Genomic DNA, 18,183 nt, shown 5'->3' with positions numbered 1-18,183 from the left:
GCGGCAGCCATTCCTGTGGCGGCTAGTGTGGCCTGAGCAATAGCGCGTCTCATGTCAGCCCCACTGCCACCAGTACTGGCTGCGTTGGGACGACCGATTCAGCGCGCGCATTTTTCTGCGTCCGGTACTTACCGTGCGGCGTAGCGCGGCGTGCTGCCTGCGGCTTGGTGTTAGTGAGAAAGCGGTATACGCGCCACGCATAGCGGGTGCGCGTCGCCTGGCATTGGGCCGCATTCAGTTTGGTACACGAGGCGTTGTATGCACCGATCGCCTCCCAGGTATTGCCGTACCTTTGCAGCTTTTCCACGAGAATTCGGGAACCAGCATGAATGTTTTTACAGGGCTCATGCAGTTCTTGCTCGGTCACCCCCAAATTGCGCAGGACCCGTGGATTGGAATTGACGCCCATATAACCGATATCCACGGTACCGGTTTGGCGCAGATGACGGCGATTGACTGCGTTCGGATCCAGTGACGATTCCGCTTGCGCAATCGCATAGAGCAGCGGTGCCGGCACATGGTGGCGCACGGCGGCTTGCTCCCAGCAAGCCCAGGCAGGACCCGGACAAACAACGAGGATCGCGATGAAGCATGAAAGGTGTCGTTCCATGGCAAGGAGCAGGCATAAACCCGAAAGCGTTGATCCACCCGGCGCGCGCAGGCGCCAGACCATCAAAGGTGTACATCGGGTAAGCCTGGCATCAGCCTGGCAAGGTCACTTCGGGTCGCATATCCGTTTGCGATATGCCTTGCGATCTGCCTCTTATGGCAGGTGCGATACTGCCCGCTCGGCGATATTGCGCCGGGCCTGTTCAAATATTTTCTCTTGCGCCCCGTCTTCCTGCAAGGCCAGGGCGATGCACGCGGTCGTAAACTGCCCCAGGTCGAATCGAGGATGGGGATGCCGGTTCATTTCGGACTTCTGCAGCGCCAGCAACAATACATACTGTGCGCGCCAGATTTCCTCTTGTCGACGCGGCATGCATTGATCGCGCAACACCATCCGGGTATGCAAAAACGAAAAAATATGCTTCGCCGGTTCCGGCTGCGCAAACACTCTTGCAATACAAGCACTAATCAGATCGGGATGCCGCAATTTTGGCGAACAATTGTGATGATGGTTGAACAGCTGGTCGAGCAGATGAAATTCCTCCATCCAGACCAGCGTACCGATCGTTTCGTCACACCGCGAGGATGAGGCAGCAGAACGATGCGTAGCAGCCGTGTGAGCGGAGGATGAGGACGGCATCGAACGAAATTCAGTATTCATGGCGACTCGAAATCAGAAATGACTGCGTACGACATCATGCTAGCGCATCGCAGAATCAATGTTTGTCCAAAAAGTCGTGCTTTTTGTGGGCTATTTGGTGTAACCCAGTTTCCCTTCGGTGGCACCCGGTTCGGCGGCACCATCAACCACGAGCTGGAAAGGCTGCCGTCACCACAACATGCCGAGGCGATCGAAATTACCAATACCGATGGCCATGAGGCGGTAAACGCGTGCGAAGCAGTGCCAAAATGGAACGACGATCATGGCTGTAGCAGTCACGGCATTGACCTCGGCTATTGCCCTGCAGGCTGCGGTTCCGGGCCGGACGATTGAGATTTCTCAGGGACATGCATGCGCCCCAATATCATTCATTTAAAGGGCTACCGTGACCTCCATTTCAACCACCCGCGTTGAGCCAGCTATGAAATGATGCAAGAATGCCCAGCCGCGCATAGATGATATTCTGGGGCCTGACTTGCATACTCTGGCTACTATTTACGAAACGATGAACTGGGAACAACTCGGATACCCTGAACCGTCCATAAGATTGGAACAGCAAACCAACACCCAGCGGGCAGCGCTGGAACGGTGGCCGGTCCCTGAGTCCAGCGGGGCGACAGCTACAGCCAGTGCGATCCAGCGGAATGGAGCCAAGGCAAAGGCGCATGCGAGGCGTGCCAATACGGAAGAATGTCAATCCAGGCAAGACAGAATAGCGCCGGATCCCTGTCCTGACTTTATCGGTGTAGCAATTCTGATTGTCGCGCACGAAAATCAGAAAATCCTCAAGACCGACGCCGCCGGACCATCAAGTGTTTGCTGTTTGGCAGTCTACTTAATTTGAGCGCCCGATTGCATTCGAGAACGTCCACGAACGCTGCTCAATGCGGCCCTTAGCGTTTCTGACGCCTACTACGAAAATGGACTCGTAACCTTGCAGATTGCACGGTTTGTGCGTACGCTTGGATAAATACGCACAGCGAGTACAGGAGTACTTTAGTGACGCAACGAGTGCTAGGACTTTTCGAACGTTGGATCGCCTTGGAGCGTGCTGCTGGGTGATCTATGGGCGATATCCTCGCCGACTTGAACACTACCGCAGGCACCAACTACAAGCATAATTGGCCGTCCGTCATGGCATCACGCGGCAATAAGCTGGAGCGCTGCCCGCTCGAGGTTCGGCGCTATATGTTGCGGAAGGTACTGCAAGACGAGCTGGCCGGCATGGGGTTGGAGGCAAATCAAAGTCAGGTCGAGACACTCCTAATCGCCTTGACATAGTAACGTGGCATTACTGCTCTGTATTAGCTGTCTGCGGAGATAAATTATGAAAATCTTCTGGCTGTATGCGGTAGTCGGTACGTTGTACTACATGCAGTATTTAGCGGATGCACCCGTCCTCGCGAAGTATGCGGTTGGTCCAGTGTGGCTGATGATGGCAGCCGCCCCGGTTCTCTTGGCTTATTTAGCCGCTTTGCGGTTTGTTCGGCGGATTGATCCTTGAATGTTGTTTGACTAGGAGGAATAACATGGCCTTCATTGAAAATTCCGGCGTGCTCGATGCGAGCATATTTCGCACCATGCGAGACGAAATGCTGCCGGCCCAGGACATGGTGCGATAGGGTGGCTTGCATGCCATCAGCGTTCTTCTGGAGCATGGCTGCAATGAAGATACTGCCATACAAATGCGAAATGCGAAATGCGGGCATCGTTGCGGCAAAACGCCAGCTACATTCGATCCGAAGCAAAGCGACGCGGCAAGTCATTATTCGCTCATGATCAGACCAACTTCAATTAGTTGAAAACTATCACATCAGCAATCTATTCTTACCGGGGACGGTGATGGAGTTGTTCGGATTGATTGTACTTTTTGCCGCAGGAGTCTTTTTGTGGTTCGACGCAGGCCGTCTTGCGAAACATATTCTGGTAGCTGAGACCTTGATGGCACGAGGGCTGAGTGAAGAGGAAGCGATGGAACGATCTGGATGCAATTTTTGGGCTAAACCTTGGTATGAACGTCTAGTTTCATCGTATCCTCCACTTCTTAAATGAAATATCGCAGTTTGCTGTGCAGGTAGAGTGTATCTAAAATATGATCCAAGATTTAATGAAGTATCGACTTAAAATGCTCGCAGACTGGTGCCGCGTCAGTGGTTCTTAATCTAAAATTTACGCCATGACCTAGCTCCAACTCGATACACGCGAGAAGCCCATCGGGTACTACCATCTCTATACCCAACGTCGAGTGCAGAACCGTCATCTGCGTAAATACCGTCGGCTCCTGCTCCTTGGGGTGATAGATATCCGCCGCCCCCCCCTTCAAAGCCGCGAAGCACCTTCAGCGGCATCATGCTGCATTGAGTAGTTGCCAGTGGAATCGCGTTTCCTGCACCGTAAGCGGCGTGGCTTACACCTATGTCATCTACTACAAAACGACAGCCAGTAAATTGAAAAGTAAGGAAATAATGGCATTTAGCTTTTCAATAGTTTGCACTTACAGCCGTTAGGGGACACAGCCTATTTGGGCACCTCGATGCTGTTTGAAAGAGGGCGTCCAGTCCATTAGAACCGGAATTTTAGGTGGTCAGAGATCGGGGATTTTGACCGGCCGACGGGTAATCAGGCGCCAGACCCGTATTTGCGGGTCCAATTTAAGGAAGAGGAAGCAGCACAGATCCAGGCTTTGGTACCGGCATCTTGAGCTCCATACCGAACTGTAGCACTTGCTGTTCAATTTGACCCTGCTCGTTGTAGTAGGTTTCTTGTTGGACCAAAATTTGTTCGGCCTTCCCGCCAGAGTCTTTCGCCATCGATTGCAGCTTGTCGACGACCGCTTGAGGCGAAGAAAAATCAGTCGAGTTCCCAATTGAACTACCGATGGCGTTATATATGGAGTTCAACATCGAAGCAGTGGAGAGAATGCCCTTGAGTGCATTCATCGTTGCCGCAGCGTCAGCAAGATCGCGCTGGCGCCGCATCTCGGCTGCATACGCCGGCTCAATTGTTTTGATTTCGTCCGTTACTTCCTTGCGCTTTGCCTCGATATCAGGCAGCTCTTTTTTTCGATCGTTCGTGGCTGCCTTCGCTTGCAGGCGCTCAATGTATCCGGTAAACGCCTCTCCCTTGATGGCTTGCCTAAAAGTTGCGCGCGTGTATTGGTATTGCCATTGGCGTAGCGGCACGTTCGTTAATGCCGTTCGCCAGTTTCGTGCGCCAGACGTGAAAGCTGGCCTGCGAGGGCGCCTCATCCCGGCAGACGGCGGCGATGCTCTTGCTGCTCACGGCATGCCACGCCAGCTGACTAAGCCAGGTCGCTTCTTTCGATGTCTGGAATTCCTGCCTGTTCATGTTCCGCTTCGTGTTGTTGAACTCGGAGGAGATTGTGTCGGTTTGAAGTCCCGATAGATACAATGCCGTTCAGGAACTGGTTACCTTCAGTGAATAGCGATGGCTGCAGGGCTGTTACTGGGAAGCTCACGCATAGTGCACCACTATTTGCCCTGCCAGCCACACCACCCCACCTAACATCGCGGGCAACAGAAGCGGAGACAGTTGAACAGGCAGCACACACGCTACTGCCAAGAGACAAATCAGCAAGATCGCTACTCCCATTGCTGCAACAAACCACTCTGGGTGCGGCCTGGCAAATTCCAGGCGTTTAATTTGCCGGCGCACCGCCGCATCCACGATACAGGCCATCATCAGCACCGCAAACGTCGGCCACCACTCCACGATGCCTGCTAGTCTGTACAGCGCCAGCATGGTCAGCGTATCGAGTGAGCGAAAATAGCTGCTCTGGAACAGCTGTGAGCGTACCCGCCCAAGGCTATTGGCGACAGGTTGTGCTACCGGATCCACCTGCACATCGTGGACGTGAATCGATGCCGGTTGAGCGGCCAATGCAGCTTGATACTCAAACAATCGACTCAACACGCGTCCCGCATACGGATTACCCCAGCAATCCGCACTGGCGATATGCTCTGCGCGGATCTGGGCGACAAATCGCTGCGGCGGAAACGCTGAGGGCAGGTACAGCACCAGAATCAGCAACACGCTCAGCGAGACGATAGCCGTCAACCGAATCAGCATGCCTCCCCCGATTCCTTGTCTTCAGAACAGGCATCGTCCGCGCCTGGGTCGACCAGCGTAAACCGCCCCTTGTAGACATGTCCGCCCGAAACTGAAGCGAAGAACTGCAAATTGGGTAATTTACCGAGAAGCGATGGCGGGACTAATTCGTTGACCTCCTCGCTCAATTGGGTCGAATCGACAGCCGTAAAGTCCGTGAAGTGGCCGTCTCTGGCCGTGTTATGCCCTACTTTCATGTTATGGATGGTGGTTTGCCCCAGTGTTTCATTGATGAACTCCTGAGTGGGCTGATCCTTGGTCCGGAAGGCGATGAGGTTATTCAGGTTCCCTAATGCCATGCGTGCCGCCTCCTGGCTACCAAGGCGTTTGGCCAGGTCGGCAATCGTCTGCATGGCGGCCGTCGTATACAACCCTCCCTCGGCACCTTTGTTCAATATCTCGATCAACGGCTGATTAATCACGTTGGATAGCTCATCTACAAACAGGGCGATGCGCCGCTCTCCTCCCAGGTTGTAGCGAATACCGGAGCGGGCCGCCAGGTCGGCCAGCGCCATGGCGCCGATGGCCGTGGCAACGGAAGGATCCGGTAATGAGTCCAGACACAGCAGCAGTACATGTCCCGCGCGCTCGATCTTTTCCAGATTCATGATCGGGCGCTGGTCATCCGCATCAAACGGATCCGGCGACAGGCTTTTGCCCAGGTCTCCGGAGGTCAGCATGGACAAGATCGGTAAAAGATTGGCGGTTATTTTCTGATAGTGCTCGCGGTTATGCTGAAATACCCGGACCTGTGAACTGACCACCGGATCGCGCCGAGCTTCATGCACATGATGATCGTAGTAAGTCACGTACGCCAACAGCTCCTGGCTCGCGGCTGGCGTTGGCGACTTGATCTGGCCTCTCCGCGCTTTATCAAGCAAGCGCACCATCTCGGGTGTGCTACGCCACTGCATGCCAAGAAGCTGTTCGTAAAAACGCTCGAGCGCCTGTTCCAGGATCGGTTCGACGCCTCCCTCAATATACTGCTTTAGTTTTTCCAAATTCGGGCGCTTCTCCAGTTGCACCATCCCTTGCACGACCACATTCACCGCGTCCCAACCAAATGCGCTGAACGTTCCGGCTGTGTCCGGTGGCATGATTGACTGAATCCGCGAAGCGACTTCGGTGGGCTTTTGCCAGTTGAACGTGAAGTCAAGACGCACACCCGTTTCCGGAAAAGCAGGATGAAACCACAGAAAACTGTCTGGCTCACGATACAGTTGGCACGCCTTCATGACCAGTCGCTTGAGGCGACGTGAGTTTTTCGGATCAATAATAATGACGACATCGCCACGTCGAATAGCTTGAAAAATCAACCAACCAAGGCATACCCCTTTGCCGGACTGCGTGGTTCCGACCACCAAGGTTCCCCCTTCAAAGTTCTGCAGCGGCCGTATCAACAAGCGCTCTTCCGACTCGACGCCATGAATCCAGGGCAAGCCAATCTCTGCGTCGGATTGTGGGTTCGGCTGATATCCCAGAGCGCGTATGAGCCAGGGAGAAATGGTCATCGCGCGGTAATCGATCTTGATCAGCTCGTAAAGCCGCTGAGAGTGCAGTGGCAGCCAGATAAAACCCAGGCCAAATACGACCTGTTCAGGATCGCCTGTCCATTTGGCAAGCCGGGAAATTGGAACCATTTCCATGGCGCGGCCAGACAACGCAGCACGAATACGCACAACACGCAGGGCTTGCTGGCAGCGAATCAAGGCAATGAGAATTGAAACAACAATGAGCGGAACGCCCGCACGCGGTGGTAAATGCTCAGGTATTAGACAGTAAAAAATGGCGGCGGCAAGAATCCATGCCAGGGCGGCGGCCCCCTCAACGGGACTACGCCATGGCATTTCATACTGTCGCAGCAACATGATCAACCTGCGTTCGAATTGATTGAGGTCTCCCCTGCTCCATCCAAGCCCTCGATGAATTGGCGAGCGATGACCATTCCTACCAGTTGCTTGCCATGCAGCTTGTGATACTCAACAGGCTCGGTTCCTGCTGGCCCTGTGACCAGCATGTCGGCATCGGCAAGGGCGCGTAGCGCCATCTTCCCATCCGCCTGCCGCGCCGCGAAGACATCCAAGGGGACAAACAGGCCTGACGCCATGGGATAGCATGCCGGAGGCAAGGTCGTATCATTGAGAGTCTGCACGATCGCTTGCAGTATCTTGGCAACACCTGGATTCAATCGAATCGGTGCGCGTAACGAGTAGTGCCCGATTGCCGACTGAATTGGTTCAGTATGTTTGACCTTCTTTGCCTTTCCTTGGCGGCCATCTGTACGTGGTTCGATACCGGCACTCCCCGCCACTGCAGGGATGGGTGGGATGGTTGGCAGCGACAACTGACGATCACTAGCATCCGGAGGGGTCTCTGGCGCAGGGCACTCTTCCTGAGCCTGGGGTGGTGTCGCGCTCGCCTGCCGCAGCTTGGTATCACTCTCCGTGGTTCGCTCCTCCTCATGCGATCCATTGAGAGCAATGTTCATGTCCAGCGCCACTGGTGACGGGTGTAAGACAGCAAGGACACAACCTGGCGTCACTAACTTCAACGCCTCCAAGGGTTCGGGGGCACCTGGTGGCCGGATCGACCAAACACTCTCGTCCGAACTCATTGGCAGGATGATCCCGGCATCGATCAAAATTTCCATGGCATCGACTGGCGAGGCCGGCAAGCCATACAATCCCTCGTCTTCCAACAAGGTGAGTATGTCGCTGATACCGTTCGGCCACACCAGAAACAAGCCATCCCGCCCGAGCCACATGCGGGACCGGTCCGCATTGGGCACCCATCCCTGATGAGACTGAACCAACTCGCGCATCGCGTTCAGGAGAAACCTGGCAAGGTAGGCTCTCGCCCGCGCTCTACCTGCCGGCGCATCTGCATCGCGCAAGTCGCGGTGTATCACCAAAGTTGATGCTCGATTGACGAGATGGTCAATGACGTTATGATCGTGATACCTCACCTCACCACTGATCGCCGCAAGCATGTGGGCGACGATCATCGAGCCGTCCTGGGTCAGGTAGGCCAACGTGTCGGTCGGCAGGATCATCGGTAGCGCGAACAATGACAGGGAGCGGCATTCCTGCCTGGCCTCCCCCCATTTGACAAACAGACGGCCAACCGAGTGTTTGTGGATCCATTCCCCGAGGGATGTCAGGTATGGATGCCACACGGTTCCATGCTCGTCACTCACGACGACAGTGTCCAACGCGCGGTAGAGGTAAGCGCATAGGCCTGCGGCGAAGGTGCCGAAGCGCCAGCGTGGCTCCAACTGTCGACGAGTAGAAATCGTCGCTCTGCCAGCAAAAATCTGCGAATCGGTCGCTTGTAATGCAAAGAACGCCGTCTCGAGCCCCAGGCGTGCTAAACCTCCTGGGCGAGCAAAAAAACTGTCCTGCGTCGCAGGCAATACGTTCACGTACGCGATGTACTTCCTGATGAGTGGAAGCATTTCCTTGGCAAAGGCATTCCCATCGCCGCCATAAGCCAATTTAATGCGCCCCAGGATATCCCGATTATCGTCCAAGATCGCATCGACACTACGGGGACGCATTCCGCCGTCACGCGTTTGAGCGGGTTGGGGCAGTAAACGTTGCGGACAGATGGGCGCGGCCTGCCGGCCGCGATCACATTGGCGATCGTGGCCAAGCCAACCCAGGTACTTGAGGATATTCACACCGGCCATAAGAATCACTCACTTGGCTAGGTGAGCATTATGGCTGTGCAGATCGACGTACGTCCAAGTGAAAGCCTGCCTTCCAATACGACTATTCATCGACAGAATGACGAGGAATTCAACGATGTAACACACCTGCTATTCCCTGGCTACGATCTATGCGGGTAGCCTATTGCAAAATGTCATGCCGCTCCGGCATCCGAGTTTTTTCGCCAAGTAATTACTCCCGACGCATTCCATATCTGAGCATGCACGTGACATCAAACAACAGGACTGGCACACTGATAACAAACCGACCTACTTTTTACGACGCTGAATATGCGATAAGGTGAAACGCGATAGGGAACCCGATCTTATCGGTAAGCAATGCTGCGACCAATGAGGCAGCCTTTCTGAGAACACGCTCGCAATCCTATTGCTGACAGCTGTGTAGATTCGCTTTCAACTAAAGATTCAACCGGTCTCCGGCGCCAACATTGGGGAACTCGTTGCAACTGAGAACTCCCTAAATTTTCCTCACAACCGAACTCAATTCCACAACCTCCAGCCAGTACTATGCACAATTGGCGCACTTTCCCATTCAAAGGTAACGCCAGGGAACTGCTTCTTCATCTCGAACTCCGTGTCGAACTCGAAGAAGTGCTCTGGGACATTTTTGATTGGCATGTAAAAGTTAACAAGCACACCGTTCTCCCATGCCTTTCCAAGATGAGATCGAATATTTAACACCAAGAGCGCCTGTTCATAATTGGATAGCTTCGCTCGTAGTATCTTTCCTAGAGCAATCTTTTCTTTTCTATTCAATTTAGACGATTCGATGAATGAATAAGCAGCATACAGGTTTCGAAAATAATGGGCCAACCGGTTTTGATGCCCCGTGAACTGCCGCCCTTGTGTTCGTTTACTCATTTTTCTCGCTTTAACTGCAATCGTATTATTTAACTGGAAAAGATGAGGCTTGGCATATTGACTCAACACTTTCATCGTGTGGAGTTTGGGACCATAGTAAGTATAGGTGTAGGCGATATCTATACGTTGCTTCAAATCCCAACCTGCAACTGCTGCTATGGCAGTTGTAGCCCTATAAATGAAGTGGAATTCACTAAGTATATGACCTATTGCATCGCGGCCCTTCGCGTTACCAATCTGAATCGAAGATAGAATTTCTTCATGTGTTCGTAGCATTTCGGCAAAGACTTGATAGGCTTTAGACTTGTAATCTGTCTTACGTGACGTATTCCATGCAAGAAATACAACTATCATTGTGACGATCGAAACAAAAGTACCGAATACCCCGCCAATATAGTCGCCGAGAAGGCCGTCAACAGTACGAGAGTCCATTTTCTCGGCAGGCACCGCCGCGACCGCTGATAGACAGGCTGGTGCAGCGGCCGCAGCACAACGAGGTGCGACGTCTCGAATGGAGTCAATAATTTTTGAAGTGAGTACAACCACATCTCGCTGCGGTTCAACTTTCGGTACGGTGGATTTTCCCTCTGCTGCGTGAATAAAAGACGTGATGTTTAAGAAGAATAAAAACGCAAGAATTCGAATACACATTACATACCTAAAGTGGTCAAGTTCCAAAAAAATTCTGGAGGATCTAATTGCTTGAATCAAGCATTTTCCCGGAATGATATGGAAGCACCCGTTGAACTTAAAGGACTAGATTAGCCAATAAGCGACAATACCAATTGCCCAGTGTACGATAATATTTACTTTATCGCAAGTAGTAGTTTCGCAACGCAAATCTAATTTTAATTCGCAATACAACCAAAAAGTGCCGCTGTATAAACCGTCAAATGACTAATTTTTCTCTGAGGTCAGGCGCAAATCAGGATTGCCAGCAAAGCTCGATTGAATACGGGAATCAGTGGCATATCGTTTGACGAGCTTACAGAACACACATCCGGAGTGATCCGCCGATGTGTCCCCGAGTGCGATCAGATAACGACAACGGCACCGCGCACAGGTATGCAGAGCTAACTGCGCTGAATGTTGGGTCCAAATGCCCTCAACACTAGCGATCAGCTCGAAAGCGCGGTCAAACGAGATGCTGGAACGGCCACTCCACCGCTCTCGATACATCTTGTAGGCGCAGACCATGGCCTTGCGTGCCGAGCAGGCATGTTCTGTGCGCAAGAACTGAAAAATACTGGCAATCAGTGACGCCTCAGCACGTTGCACCAGCGTCGCCATATGGTACCAATCCTGCGAACTGGGCCATCGGCCGCCGGTGGCCGCCCGGTCATTGTAGAAATACTCCCGCAGCAGTGATGCACTCAATCCGGTCAAGTAGGCGACGGTTTTCATCCGCGCACCGTGTTCGACGCAGGATTTAGCGAGCTGCAGGGCCTGAATGTGCCGCTCAGCATGTTCGTACGCCATACGTCACCTACGCCAAGCGCGCACGGGCCGCAGTGGCCTGGCCGGCACGCGATGGTCCGCGTGCTGCATCCTGATCCACAGCGCCGACCCTGCACAACGTCATGGCCAAAACGGGCGGTGTTTCAAGGAGAGTTTTAAAATTACCTATTGGCTTAAACAGGCTTTCATGCGACATGCTCGCGGCCAGCAGCTGCAATGAGTCCACGCTCATTGCAGCGAGCGTCTCGGCTGAGGCTGTGTCGAGGTGAAAGGTACAGCAAGTGGCCAGGGGATCATGCTTCAGACCCACCTGGATAGTGAGTAAGTAATTCAAGTTGAGGTACTGCACTTCCGTATATCGAATCGCGTCTTCCATGGTCCACCCCGCTTTGCCCCGCGACGGCGGGGCGTGGTCATTCATCCGGTTTCCGCTGTGCACATCTGCCAAGTCGGTCAACTGAATAGCGAAGTCATGGTTAAGAGGACTACGCGCGAAGGCAAAAGCACATTAAAAAAAGACTACTCCGCAAAATTTCAAAGGTCAATAGCAACTGCTAATCAAATCAAAATATTTATATGTACTTTGGCAAACTTTCACTGGAGGAAATCCAATTCTCGCTCTAAAATCAAGCTCTGCCCCATAAAAATACGCCTGTAACAACTGCTACAAATAATCTACAAACAAACAAAGGTCTCTCACTTTACCCCGGCCTGGAGACAAAAATCGTGACAATAAGCAATAACATCCCGCTTACCAGAGAGGCCGTCCGCGAACTTGACATTGATATCGTCCCTGGTGTCCGGCAACGGCTCATTGAAGAACTCGACAGACGGGGAATACATCCAGGTCAACGCGAGCACTTCCTGAGCCAGATTACCGGCCGAGCGCTGCAAACAGTCGCGCGCTGGATCGATGAAGAAAAACCGGGGCTGCCCGACCTGAAATCCCTCGCCATTGTCTGCCTGCAGTTCGACATGGATGCGAACTGGATCCTGGGACTGACATCGAATCGTCTCCCGTTCCCCAAGCAACAACTATCGCCGCGGGTTCAGGAACAGGTGTACGGTCATGAAGAGCCCAGCTTTGACTGGATCGGCAACATGCTCGGGCAAACCGCATCGTTCTCCGGCCCTAATCAAGTAGCAGTGATGAAGGGCGACGATATGGCTCCGCTCATCCATGATGGCGCCCCATTTTTTTTTGATGCGACAGTCAATGAGGTGGAGGTCAACGGAATCTATGTATTGGATTACCAAGGAAGGCGCCTTGTGCGCCACATTGAAATCATCGTAGGCGAAGGCTTATTACTACGTTGCGAGAACCAACGCTACAACTCAACTCTCGTAAAATTATCCAAAGCAATGCTTACCCTGACAATTTTAGGACGTGTTAAAGCAGCCATTAACATCAATCGTTTTTGACGAATTAAGACTCGCATCACGCTTCATTGAACGGAATTCCCCGGCAGCCAAGCTACCGGGGACCGCAATCGTCGTGGTGTTAGATTTCACGCCACGCTACTTTGCTTCAGCGACCTCGCTCCACTCCTTGAGCGAAAATTCGAGCATTTTTCCACCAAACTCCTCAAATTCAGTGGCGCGATCGTAGTTTTCCACTTCCTGCGAATACCCTGTCACCGCATTGAGCAATCCGTAACCATTGAGCTGCTGTTCGGCAATCAGGTGACGTAACACGCCTGCGCGCTCCGCTTCGTTCAATACGAAGCGATTCGCCAACACCTCCACCGCCTTCACCGGATCGCCCGTCAATGTGATGCCCATGGTCTTGCGCATCTTGTCCGAGATCAGTTGAAAGGTGGTCTCCGACACCGCAGTCTGCACCATGTCCCGCGCCTTCAAAAAGATCGCGCGATCTTCGGCCTCCACGGTGTCATCTTGAAGAATGACGTCATCGCCGCACTCCAGCAAACGCCCAGCATGGTTTTTCCGCATCGAGCGCTCACAAGCGATCAACCCATTGCTGCATTTCAGGCGATAAATCAATGGGTCCACACGCAGCCGCCCCACCCCGATCTCCGAGTTGCTGACCACGACGCCGGCCTGCAACACGTCTCCAGGCACGACCTCATGCGTCACCTCGGCACTGACCACCTTCACATACATCTTGTTTTCTGTCAGCTCCACCGACTCAAAACGGGCACCCGGCAGTTTAAGCAAGATCGGTAAAATGCTGTGGGCCAAATCGATATTGTCGAGCCGACGGAAGCGCGACGACAAGAAGGCTCTGGCCCGCCCCGCCAAGGTCCGTACCATATAGCTATCTGTGGCCTTGATTCTGAGCCACGCATTGATGTTTTCATCAAGCAGTTCGGTATCGAACGAACGCATACGCTTAAAATACGGCAACGGTATATCCAGTTTCTTTGCCAACTGCGCGCAGGTGAAGTCGTTCATCAGGTATCGTTTCTTGCCATGGGGTTCATCAATGACGAGATTGCACTGCCCTGCCGCTGTCGTCTCGCTCACCAGTTTCGTTGCCGGCACAATCATGTCCTTCTTAAGTGCGGCCTGCCGCTCGAGTTCGACGACGAGTTGTTCCAAAGGACGTCCTGTTTTCATCACAACCTCCATGAAAAAAGCGGGCGATGCAGCTCCCTGTCGGGAACGCATCCCCGCAGGGTCAAGCACGCGGAATGTACTCGATTCCACGTGGGCGCAGCATTGCGCCATCATGCGGCGACCAACCGGCCACCGCGCCAAATTCACTGTTTTGCTCTCTGCACCTCACGCCGCACGACAAGTGCGGTGTGAAATTTTCAGTAACACCTCTGCCCAATCGGCGCCAGCCGACTTCGGCACAAACACCTCGGCCGATCGCCCTGCCCGCCGTGCATGGGATTTCAGGTAGCGACGCGCGAGGCTATATGCAGCGGCCTGCCCATCAAAAAATGCATGCGCATCGTTGTCGGCGTAAATGCGCAGGCGTTTGACTGTGTCCGGGATCCACAGTTTTTCCAGGTTTCCGGCACTAATCCCTGCCCACACTGGCTGATGCGAACGCTTCATGACCGCCAGCGCTGTCTCGATGCCCTCACACACAGCCAATTCATCTGTGGATGGAGCCAGACGAATGGCAGCGCCATCGATGCCAGCGCACAGTAACTTCTTGACTGCGCATTCGCGGGCCTTCTCGCCATTGCTCAAGTAAGTCCGATGCAACGACACCGTGTGGCCACTCTTATCCTGCACACAGGCCACCATGGCCGGGTAACGTCGCACCACAACGGCTTTACCAGTTTGCCCGTCGCGCTCGTAGTAACCCAACGCAGGATGCAGGCGCAGCGTCGACGGGTAGCGTTCCAGGTTCACGCCCCGGTTCCGCAGATACCTGTCCACCTCATCTCCGGGCATCACTGGCACCGTGTCGGCCAGAATCTTCCGAATCAGACCATCGCGTTCGGCACGTGCATCCTGTGAGAGCGAGATCGGTGGCTTCGGTGCACTCATACCCAGGTAGCTGTCTACCTTGCCAAGTGCATCAACAGCACTGAGCCCTAGGCAACCCATCAACAATTTGAATCCGCCACCGGCGCCGCAGCCACGGCAAACATAGTTGCCGTGGCCAAACTTATCCGTGTACTGAAACCGGTCGGTGCCGCCGCAATCACCCAAGGGACACGGCTGATTACGTTGGTTGAGCACTTTCGCATCCACGCCCAGCGCCAGCAGAATTTCCGTCCATCTTCCAAACGCACGCTGCTTGACTTGCTGAAAGAGCGCGTTGAATTCTTCCTTATCTCTGCTCATGTCGCCCTCCCTATGTCAGCCCCTGAGAGGATTGCCACGGCTCGAGGCATGCCACACGGCGTGTAAACAGCCACCCGTGATCCATGGCAACGCCAATCTCCCCAGACAGCAGTTCGTTTACGGTGAAGGACATCGCTCTTCTCTCCGGACGCCCACGCTGTGGATCGACTTGAAAACCGCCCGGCACTAAGGACAAGCGTATTGACCGCAGTTCTTGACCGAGATAAAAAACACGACCTGCCTTCCCCACAACAATCTCGCTTTCCTTGATTCTGAAAGTCAACTCGTCGATGTCCCGCACCCGACAGAAGCGAACGGAAGGGAATGCAGCGGCAATGAATGCATCAAGCATGGCGCCCTCCCTTCGTATTTACCTGCCGTCCAGACTTACCGACATGCCCACGCAAGCAATCCTCATCTTTTGCTGCACCCAGCGATGTAAAAAGGTCGGATTGATGGAGCTTGATCTGCTCATTCATCCACTGCGGGTTCTTGAATAAATTGTCGGAAATCCAGTCTGGCTTTTCCAGTACCGCCTGCCGGACCCACGCTGGGTAGTCCTGCAGCGAACCCAGAAACCAGCGGCACAACTGGGAACCAATCCAATCGCGCACTTCCTGCGCATCAACGGCACCGATGAACGGTAGCTGCGACAAAGGACTGCCACTGACCACCTTCATGCAATTGACGAAGGAAAACGGCTGCGTATCCCGAACCGGATCCGTGAACACCCAACGAACCAGTTCAAACTTCTCCTCCAATGGCGTGCGCGGGTCGCTGAGCAAACTCACCTTGCGTAACAGCCACCAGTGCAATGCCACCAACTCCTCTTCTGAAAATTCAATCGCGTCATCATTCGTCTCGCGCGCGGATACCCTTTTTACGGGTTCGCGCGGCACGCCAGGATGGAAAGAAGTGTCCCTATCCTGGGGGACGCGACAATAGTTGATCTGATATCTGCTCATGATTGCCTCGCACAAGAAAATGGGACGAGGCAACTCCCTCTCGGGCCGCATCGTCCCAAAGGGGGAAATAGATCATCCGGTTGCTACGACGCACCGGAACTTCAATTGACTGGCTTGATACTGTCGGCTGATGCCGTTTCGGCGGGATGCCAGCTACCGTCCTGAAAACGTATGCAAAATGTTTTGACGTGACTGCGCGGCACGCATGGCGCGTCAAAACACTCTCGTTACTCAGAAACACGGACGTCGGGCCTGGAAACAGGAGACTGTCCAATCGGTGCTGCGGCGCGCTGGGCGCAATTGAAAGGCTTGCCGGACGATGCAGGGCTAGCTACTGCGATGATGTCCTGACTTTAGGCCGCCCTCACCTGCCTGTCAACACAGGTTCGACGAAAAATGCCATCCGCAAATTGACCTGCGGTGGGAACCGCGGTTGTGTGCGAATCAATGCGGTTATCAGCCGCCCACACGCGCGCGCGCAGTACCCGCAAATACGCTTCCAAAGCTCCGTGCATTCCTCTTGAATCAGCATGATGGCGAGTACACCATGTCATGTAGCCCCATGGGCATTTTCGAGGACATCATCATGAACCACCCAGCTCCCACCCATTTGATCGTCACGCGTGATCACGGCGAAACCAACAGGAAGTTGCTGGCCAAGGAGGGCCCCGCCGATCTGACGCGTGTCGAATCTGCGAGCCGCAAGGTCAATATCACGCTCGCCAGCCCGGAGGGCAAGCGTTTGTACTTGCGATGCTTCTACGTCTCACAAGCGAATTTCCATTTTATTTCCGTCTTTGGCAGGATGAAACTACCAGCCGAGGATGTCGATAAAGTGGAACAGGAATTGCGCACCATGCTCGACGCGCGCATTGCCTTGGCCAACCAGCGTATCGTCGCTTTCGAGAAACTGTGCCATCAACATGGCATCACCGAACTGGCCAGCTATGACATCGAACCTCTCGCCGTTGAGGCCAAAGTCTTTTCCATGTTCGGCCGGCGATTACTGGAATTGATCAGCAAAGTCGACCAGCTCATGCCCATGCTCGAAACCTTGTGCATTGACGAAGCGCTCTCGACAAGCCAGCTCATCGCCGAAAAATCGCAGATCAAGAAAACCGTACGCGCAGTGACCGCCACCACGCGCGCGCTGTCCCTGGGCCTGCTCAAACGTATCAATGCCCTGCCCGTATCCGAACGCAAATCCACCACAACGAACAGCCATCCATCCCCTGGAGAGGGATCCGCCATGCGCACATCGTTCGACGGCGAACCTCAACAATCAGGCGCCGCAGAGCCCAATGCGGCCCCTGGGAGCGTTTTGAGCGATCCTGCTACGGAGATGGGCGAAGAGGCGTCCGCGAGCCCCTGACAGGCTTAATAAGCCTTGCTACCCGCATCGCGGATAGGGAGACTAAAACCACTGCGCCGGCACGGAGGAAGCCATGTGCATAAAAATGATGCTCTGCAGTGAACTGCCTGTGACCCAGGCATGGTGTATCGCTGCGATGGAAACCGCGTTTGGGCCAGCCTATCGCGTGGCCCCAGGGACCGACTGTATGTCTCCCCTGGCCACGCCCCTGGTACACAACGGCATTGCAATGATCGTGATCGAGCGGGTATCGAGGTTCGCCCCGAAGGATGTCCGGCAACTGATCAAGTGGTGCCATGCCCATGACAAGGCTCTGCTGGTGTGCGGAGCGTTGTCTGAGGAAGAGCGGGAAACCTACGGATTAAGCCATTGCATCGCGATTGACATCACTGCCCTACACGCGCCGGTATGTATCCATTGGACGTCCTGCGCCGGCACGCTCCAGCTGTTCGAAGAAATGTTCATACCTACGCTGAAAACCGTCCAGCGGACCGCCCATCTCTACTGTTCCGGGCTACGCTGCCGGCACCATCGTCGTAGAGAGGTAACAGGTACTCAGCGGATACAGACACCTATCCAGGGACCGGAGCGCAGGAAACGTCCCATAGGCCATTCGCATGCCAACGCTTTCCCA

17 protein-coding genes are annotated in these 18,183 nt (G+C 54.0%); 4 read left to right on the top strand and 13 right to left on the bottom strand.

The features are described from left to right. Positions 1–49 precede the first annotated feature (49 nt). Positions 50–673 carry a lytic transglycosylase domain-containing protein gene (locus tag GCN78_RS16745; RefSeq protein WP_152252697.1) on the bottom strand — a complete coding sequence of 208 codons (624 nt, stop codon included), beginning with the start codon at positions 671–673 and terminating at the stop codon, positions 50–52. 90 nt (positions 674–763) lie between these two features. Beyond that, positions 764–1,270, bottom strand: coding sequence for a hypothetical protein (locus GCN78_RS16740; RefSeq protein ID WP_152252696.1), 507 nt, complete (start codon positions 1,268–1,270; stop codon positions 764–766). Between the two features lie 18 nt (positions 1,271–1,288). On the opposite strand from GCN78_RS16740, the gene GCN78_RS16735 reads away from it, so the two are divergent. Then, a complete protein-coding gene (locus GCN78_RS16735; RefSeq protein WP_152252695.1) occupies positions 1,289–1,603 on the top strand; it encodes a hypothetical protein in 315 nt (104 codons plus the stop codon). Between the two features lie 994 nt (positions 1,604–2,597). Next, entirely contained in the window at positions 2,598–2,774 is a 177-nt protein-coding gene (locus GCN78_RS29365; RefSeq protein ID WP_193316762.1) for a hypothetical protein, read from the top strand. Positions 2,775–3,921: 1,147 nt separating this feature from the next. On the opposite strand, the gene GCN78_RS16730 is transcribed toward GCN78_RS29365, so the two are convergent. From GCN78_RS16730 to GCN78_RS16700, 7 genes are all read right to left on the bottom strand, one after another. Further along, entirely contained in the window at positions 3,922–4,452 is a 531-nt protein-coding gene (locus tag GCN78_RS16730; RefSeq protein WP_152252694.1) for a hypothetical protein, read from the bottom strand. Positions 4,453–4,744: 292 nt separating this feature from the next. Next, the gene (locus tag GCN78_RS16725; RefSeq protein ID WP_152252693.1) at positions 4,745–5,359 is read right to left on the bottom strand and encodes a DUF4400 domain-containing protein; all 615 of its coding nucleotides are present in this window, start codon (positions 5,357–5,359) and stop codon (positions 4,745–4,747) included. Further along, on the bottom strand, positions 5,353–7,266 hold the full coding sequence (traD, locus tag GCN78_RS16720; protein WP_152252692.1) for a conjugative transfer system coupling protein TraD: 1,914 nt from the start codon (positions 7,264–7,266) through the stop codon (positions 5,353–5,355). The genes GCN78_RS16725 and traD overlap by 7 nt, the downstream gene beginning before the upstream one ends. Positions 7,267–7,268: 2 nt before the next feature. After that, positions 7,269–9,086 (bottom strand): MobH family relaxase, encoded by a 1,818-nt coding sequence (gene mobH, locus GCN78_RS16715; RefSeq protein ID WP_152252691.1) that lies wholly within the window; start codon positions 9,084–9,086, stop codon positions 7,269–7,271. A gap of 519 nt (positions 9,087–9,605) precedes the next feature. Further along, a complete protein-coding gene (locus tag GCN78_RS16710) occupies positions 9,606–10,697 on the bottom strand; it encodes a putative phage abortive infection protein (RefSeq protein ID WP_152252690.1) in 1,092 nt (363 codons plus the stop codon). 186 nt (positions 10,698–10,883) lie between these two features. Next, positions 10,884–11,465: a FlhC family transcriptional regulator gene (locus tag GCN78_RS16705; RefSeq protein WP_152252689.1), complete on the bottom strand. Its 582-nt coding sequence runs from the start codon at positions 11,463–11,465 to the stop codon at positions 10,884–10,886. A gap of 7 nt (positions 11,466–11,472) precedes the next feature. Beyond that, positions 11,473–11,820: a hypothetical protein gene (locus GCN78_RS16700; protein ID WP_152252688.1), complete on the bottom strand. Its 348-nt coding sequence runs from the start codon at positions 11,818–11,820 to the stop codon at positions 11,473–11,475. A gap of 350 nt (positions 11,821–12,170) precedes the next feature. Between GCN78_RS16700 and GCN78_RS16695 the strand changes: the two genes are divergently transcribed. Next, positions 12,171–12,866, top strand: a complete 696-nt coding sequence (locus GCN78_RS16695) for a S24 family peptidase (protein WP_152252687.1) — start codon at positions 12,171–12,173, stop codon at positions 12,864–12,866. A 96-nt stretch (positions 12,867–12,962) separates the two neighbouring features. Here GCN78_RS16695 and GCN78_RS16690 read toward each other — a convergent pair whose 3' ends face one another. From GCN78_RS16690 to GCN78_RS16675, 4 genes are all read right to left on the bottom strand, one after another. Then, positions 12,963–14,024, bottom strand: a complete 1,062-nt coding sequence (locus tag GCN78_RS16690) for a DUF932 domain-containing protein (RefSeq protein ID WP_152252686.1) — start codon at positions 14,022–14,024, stop codon at positions 12,963–12,965. Positions 14,025–14,189: 165 nt separating this feature from the next. After that, positions 14,190–15,212: a DUF7146 domain-containing protein gene (locus tag GCN78_RS16685; protein ID WP_152252685.1), complete on the bottom strand. Its 1,023-nt coding sequence runs from the start codon at positions 15,210–15,212 to the stop codon at positions 14,190–14,192. 10 nt (positions 15,213–15,222) lie between these two features. Then, a complete protein-coding gene (locus GCN78_RS16680) occupies positions 15,223–15,564 on the bottom strand; it encodes a hypothetical protein (RefSeq protein ID WP_152252684.1) in 342 nt (113 codons plus the stop codon). Beyond that, entirely contained in the window at positions 15,557–16,177 is a 621-nt protein-coding gene (locus GCN78_RS16675; protein WP_152252683.1) for a hypothetical protein, read from the bottom strand. Before GCN78_RS16675 ends, GCN78_RS16680 begins: the two co-directional genes overlap by 8 nt. A gap of 586 nt (positions 16,178–16,763) precedes the next feature. Between GCN78_RS16675 and GCN78_RS16670 the strand changes: the two genes are divergently transcribed. Beyond that, entirely contained in the window at positions 16,764–17,549 is a 786-nt protein-coding gene (locus tag GCN78_RS16670; protein WP_152252682.1) for a DUF1845 domain-containing protein, read from the top strand. Positions 17,550–18,183 lie beyond the last annotated feature (634 nt).

Source organism: Janthinobacterium rivuli (assembly GCF_009208735.1).
Lineage (GTDB): Bacteria > Pseudomonadota > Gammaproteobacteria > Burkholderiales > Burkholderiaceae_D > Janthinobacterium.
This window is presented reverse-complemented; position numbering and strand designations above follow the sequence as displayed.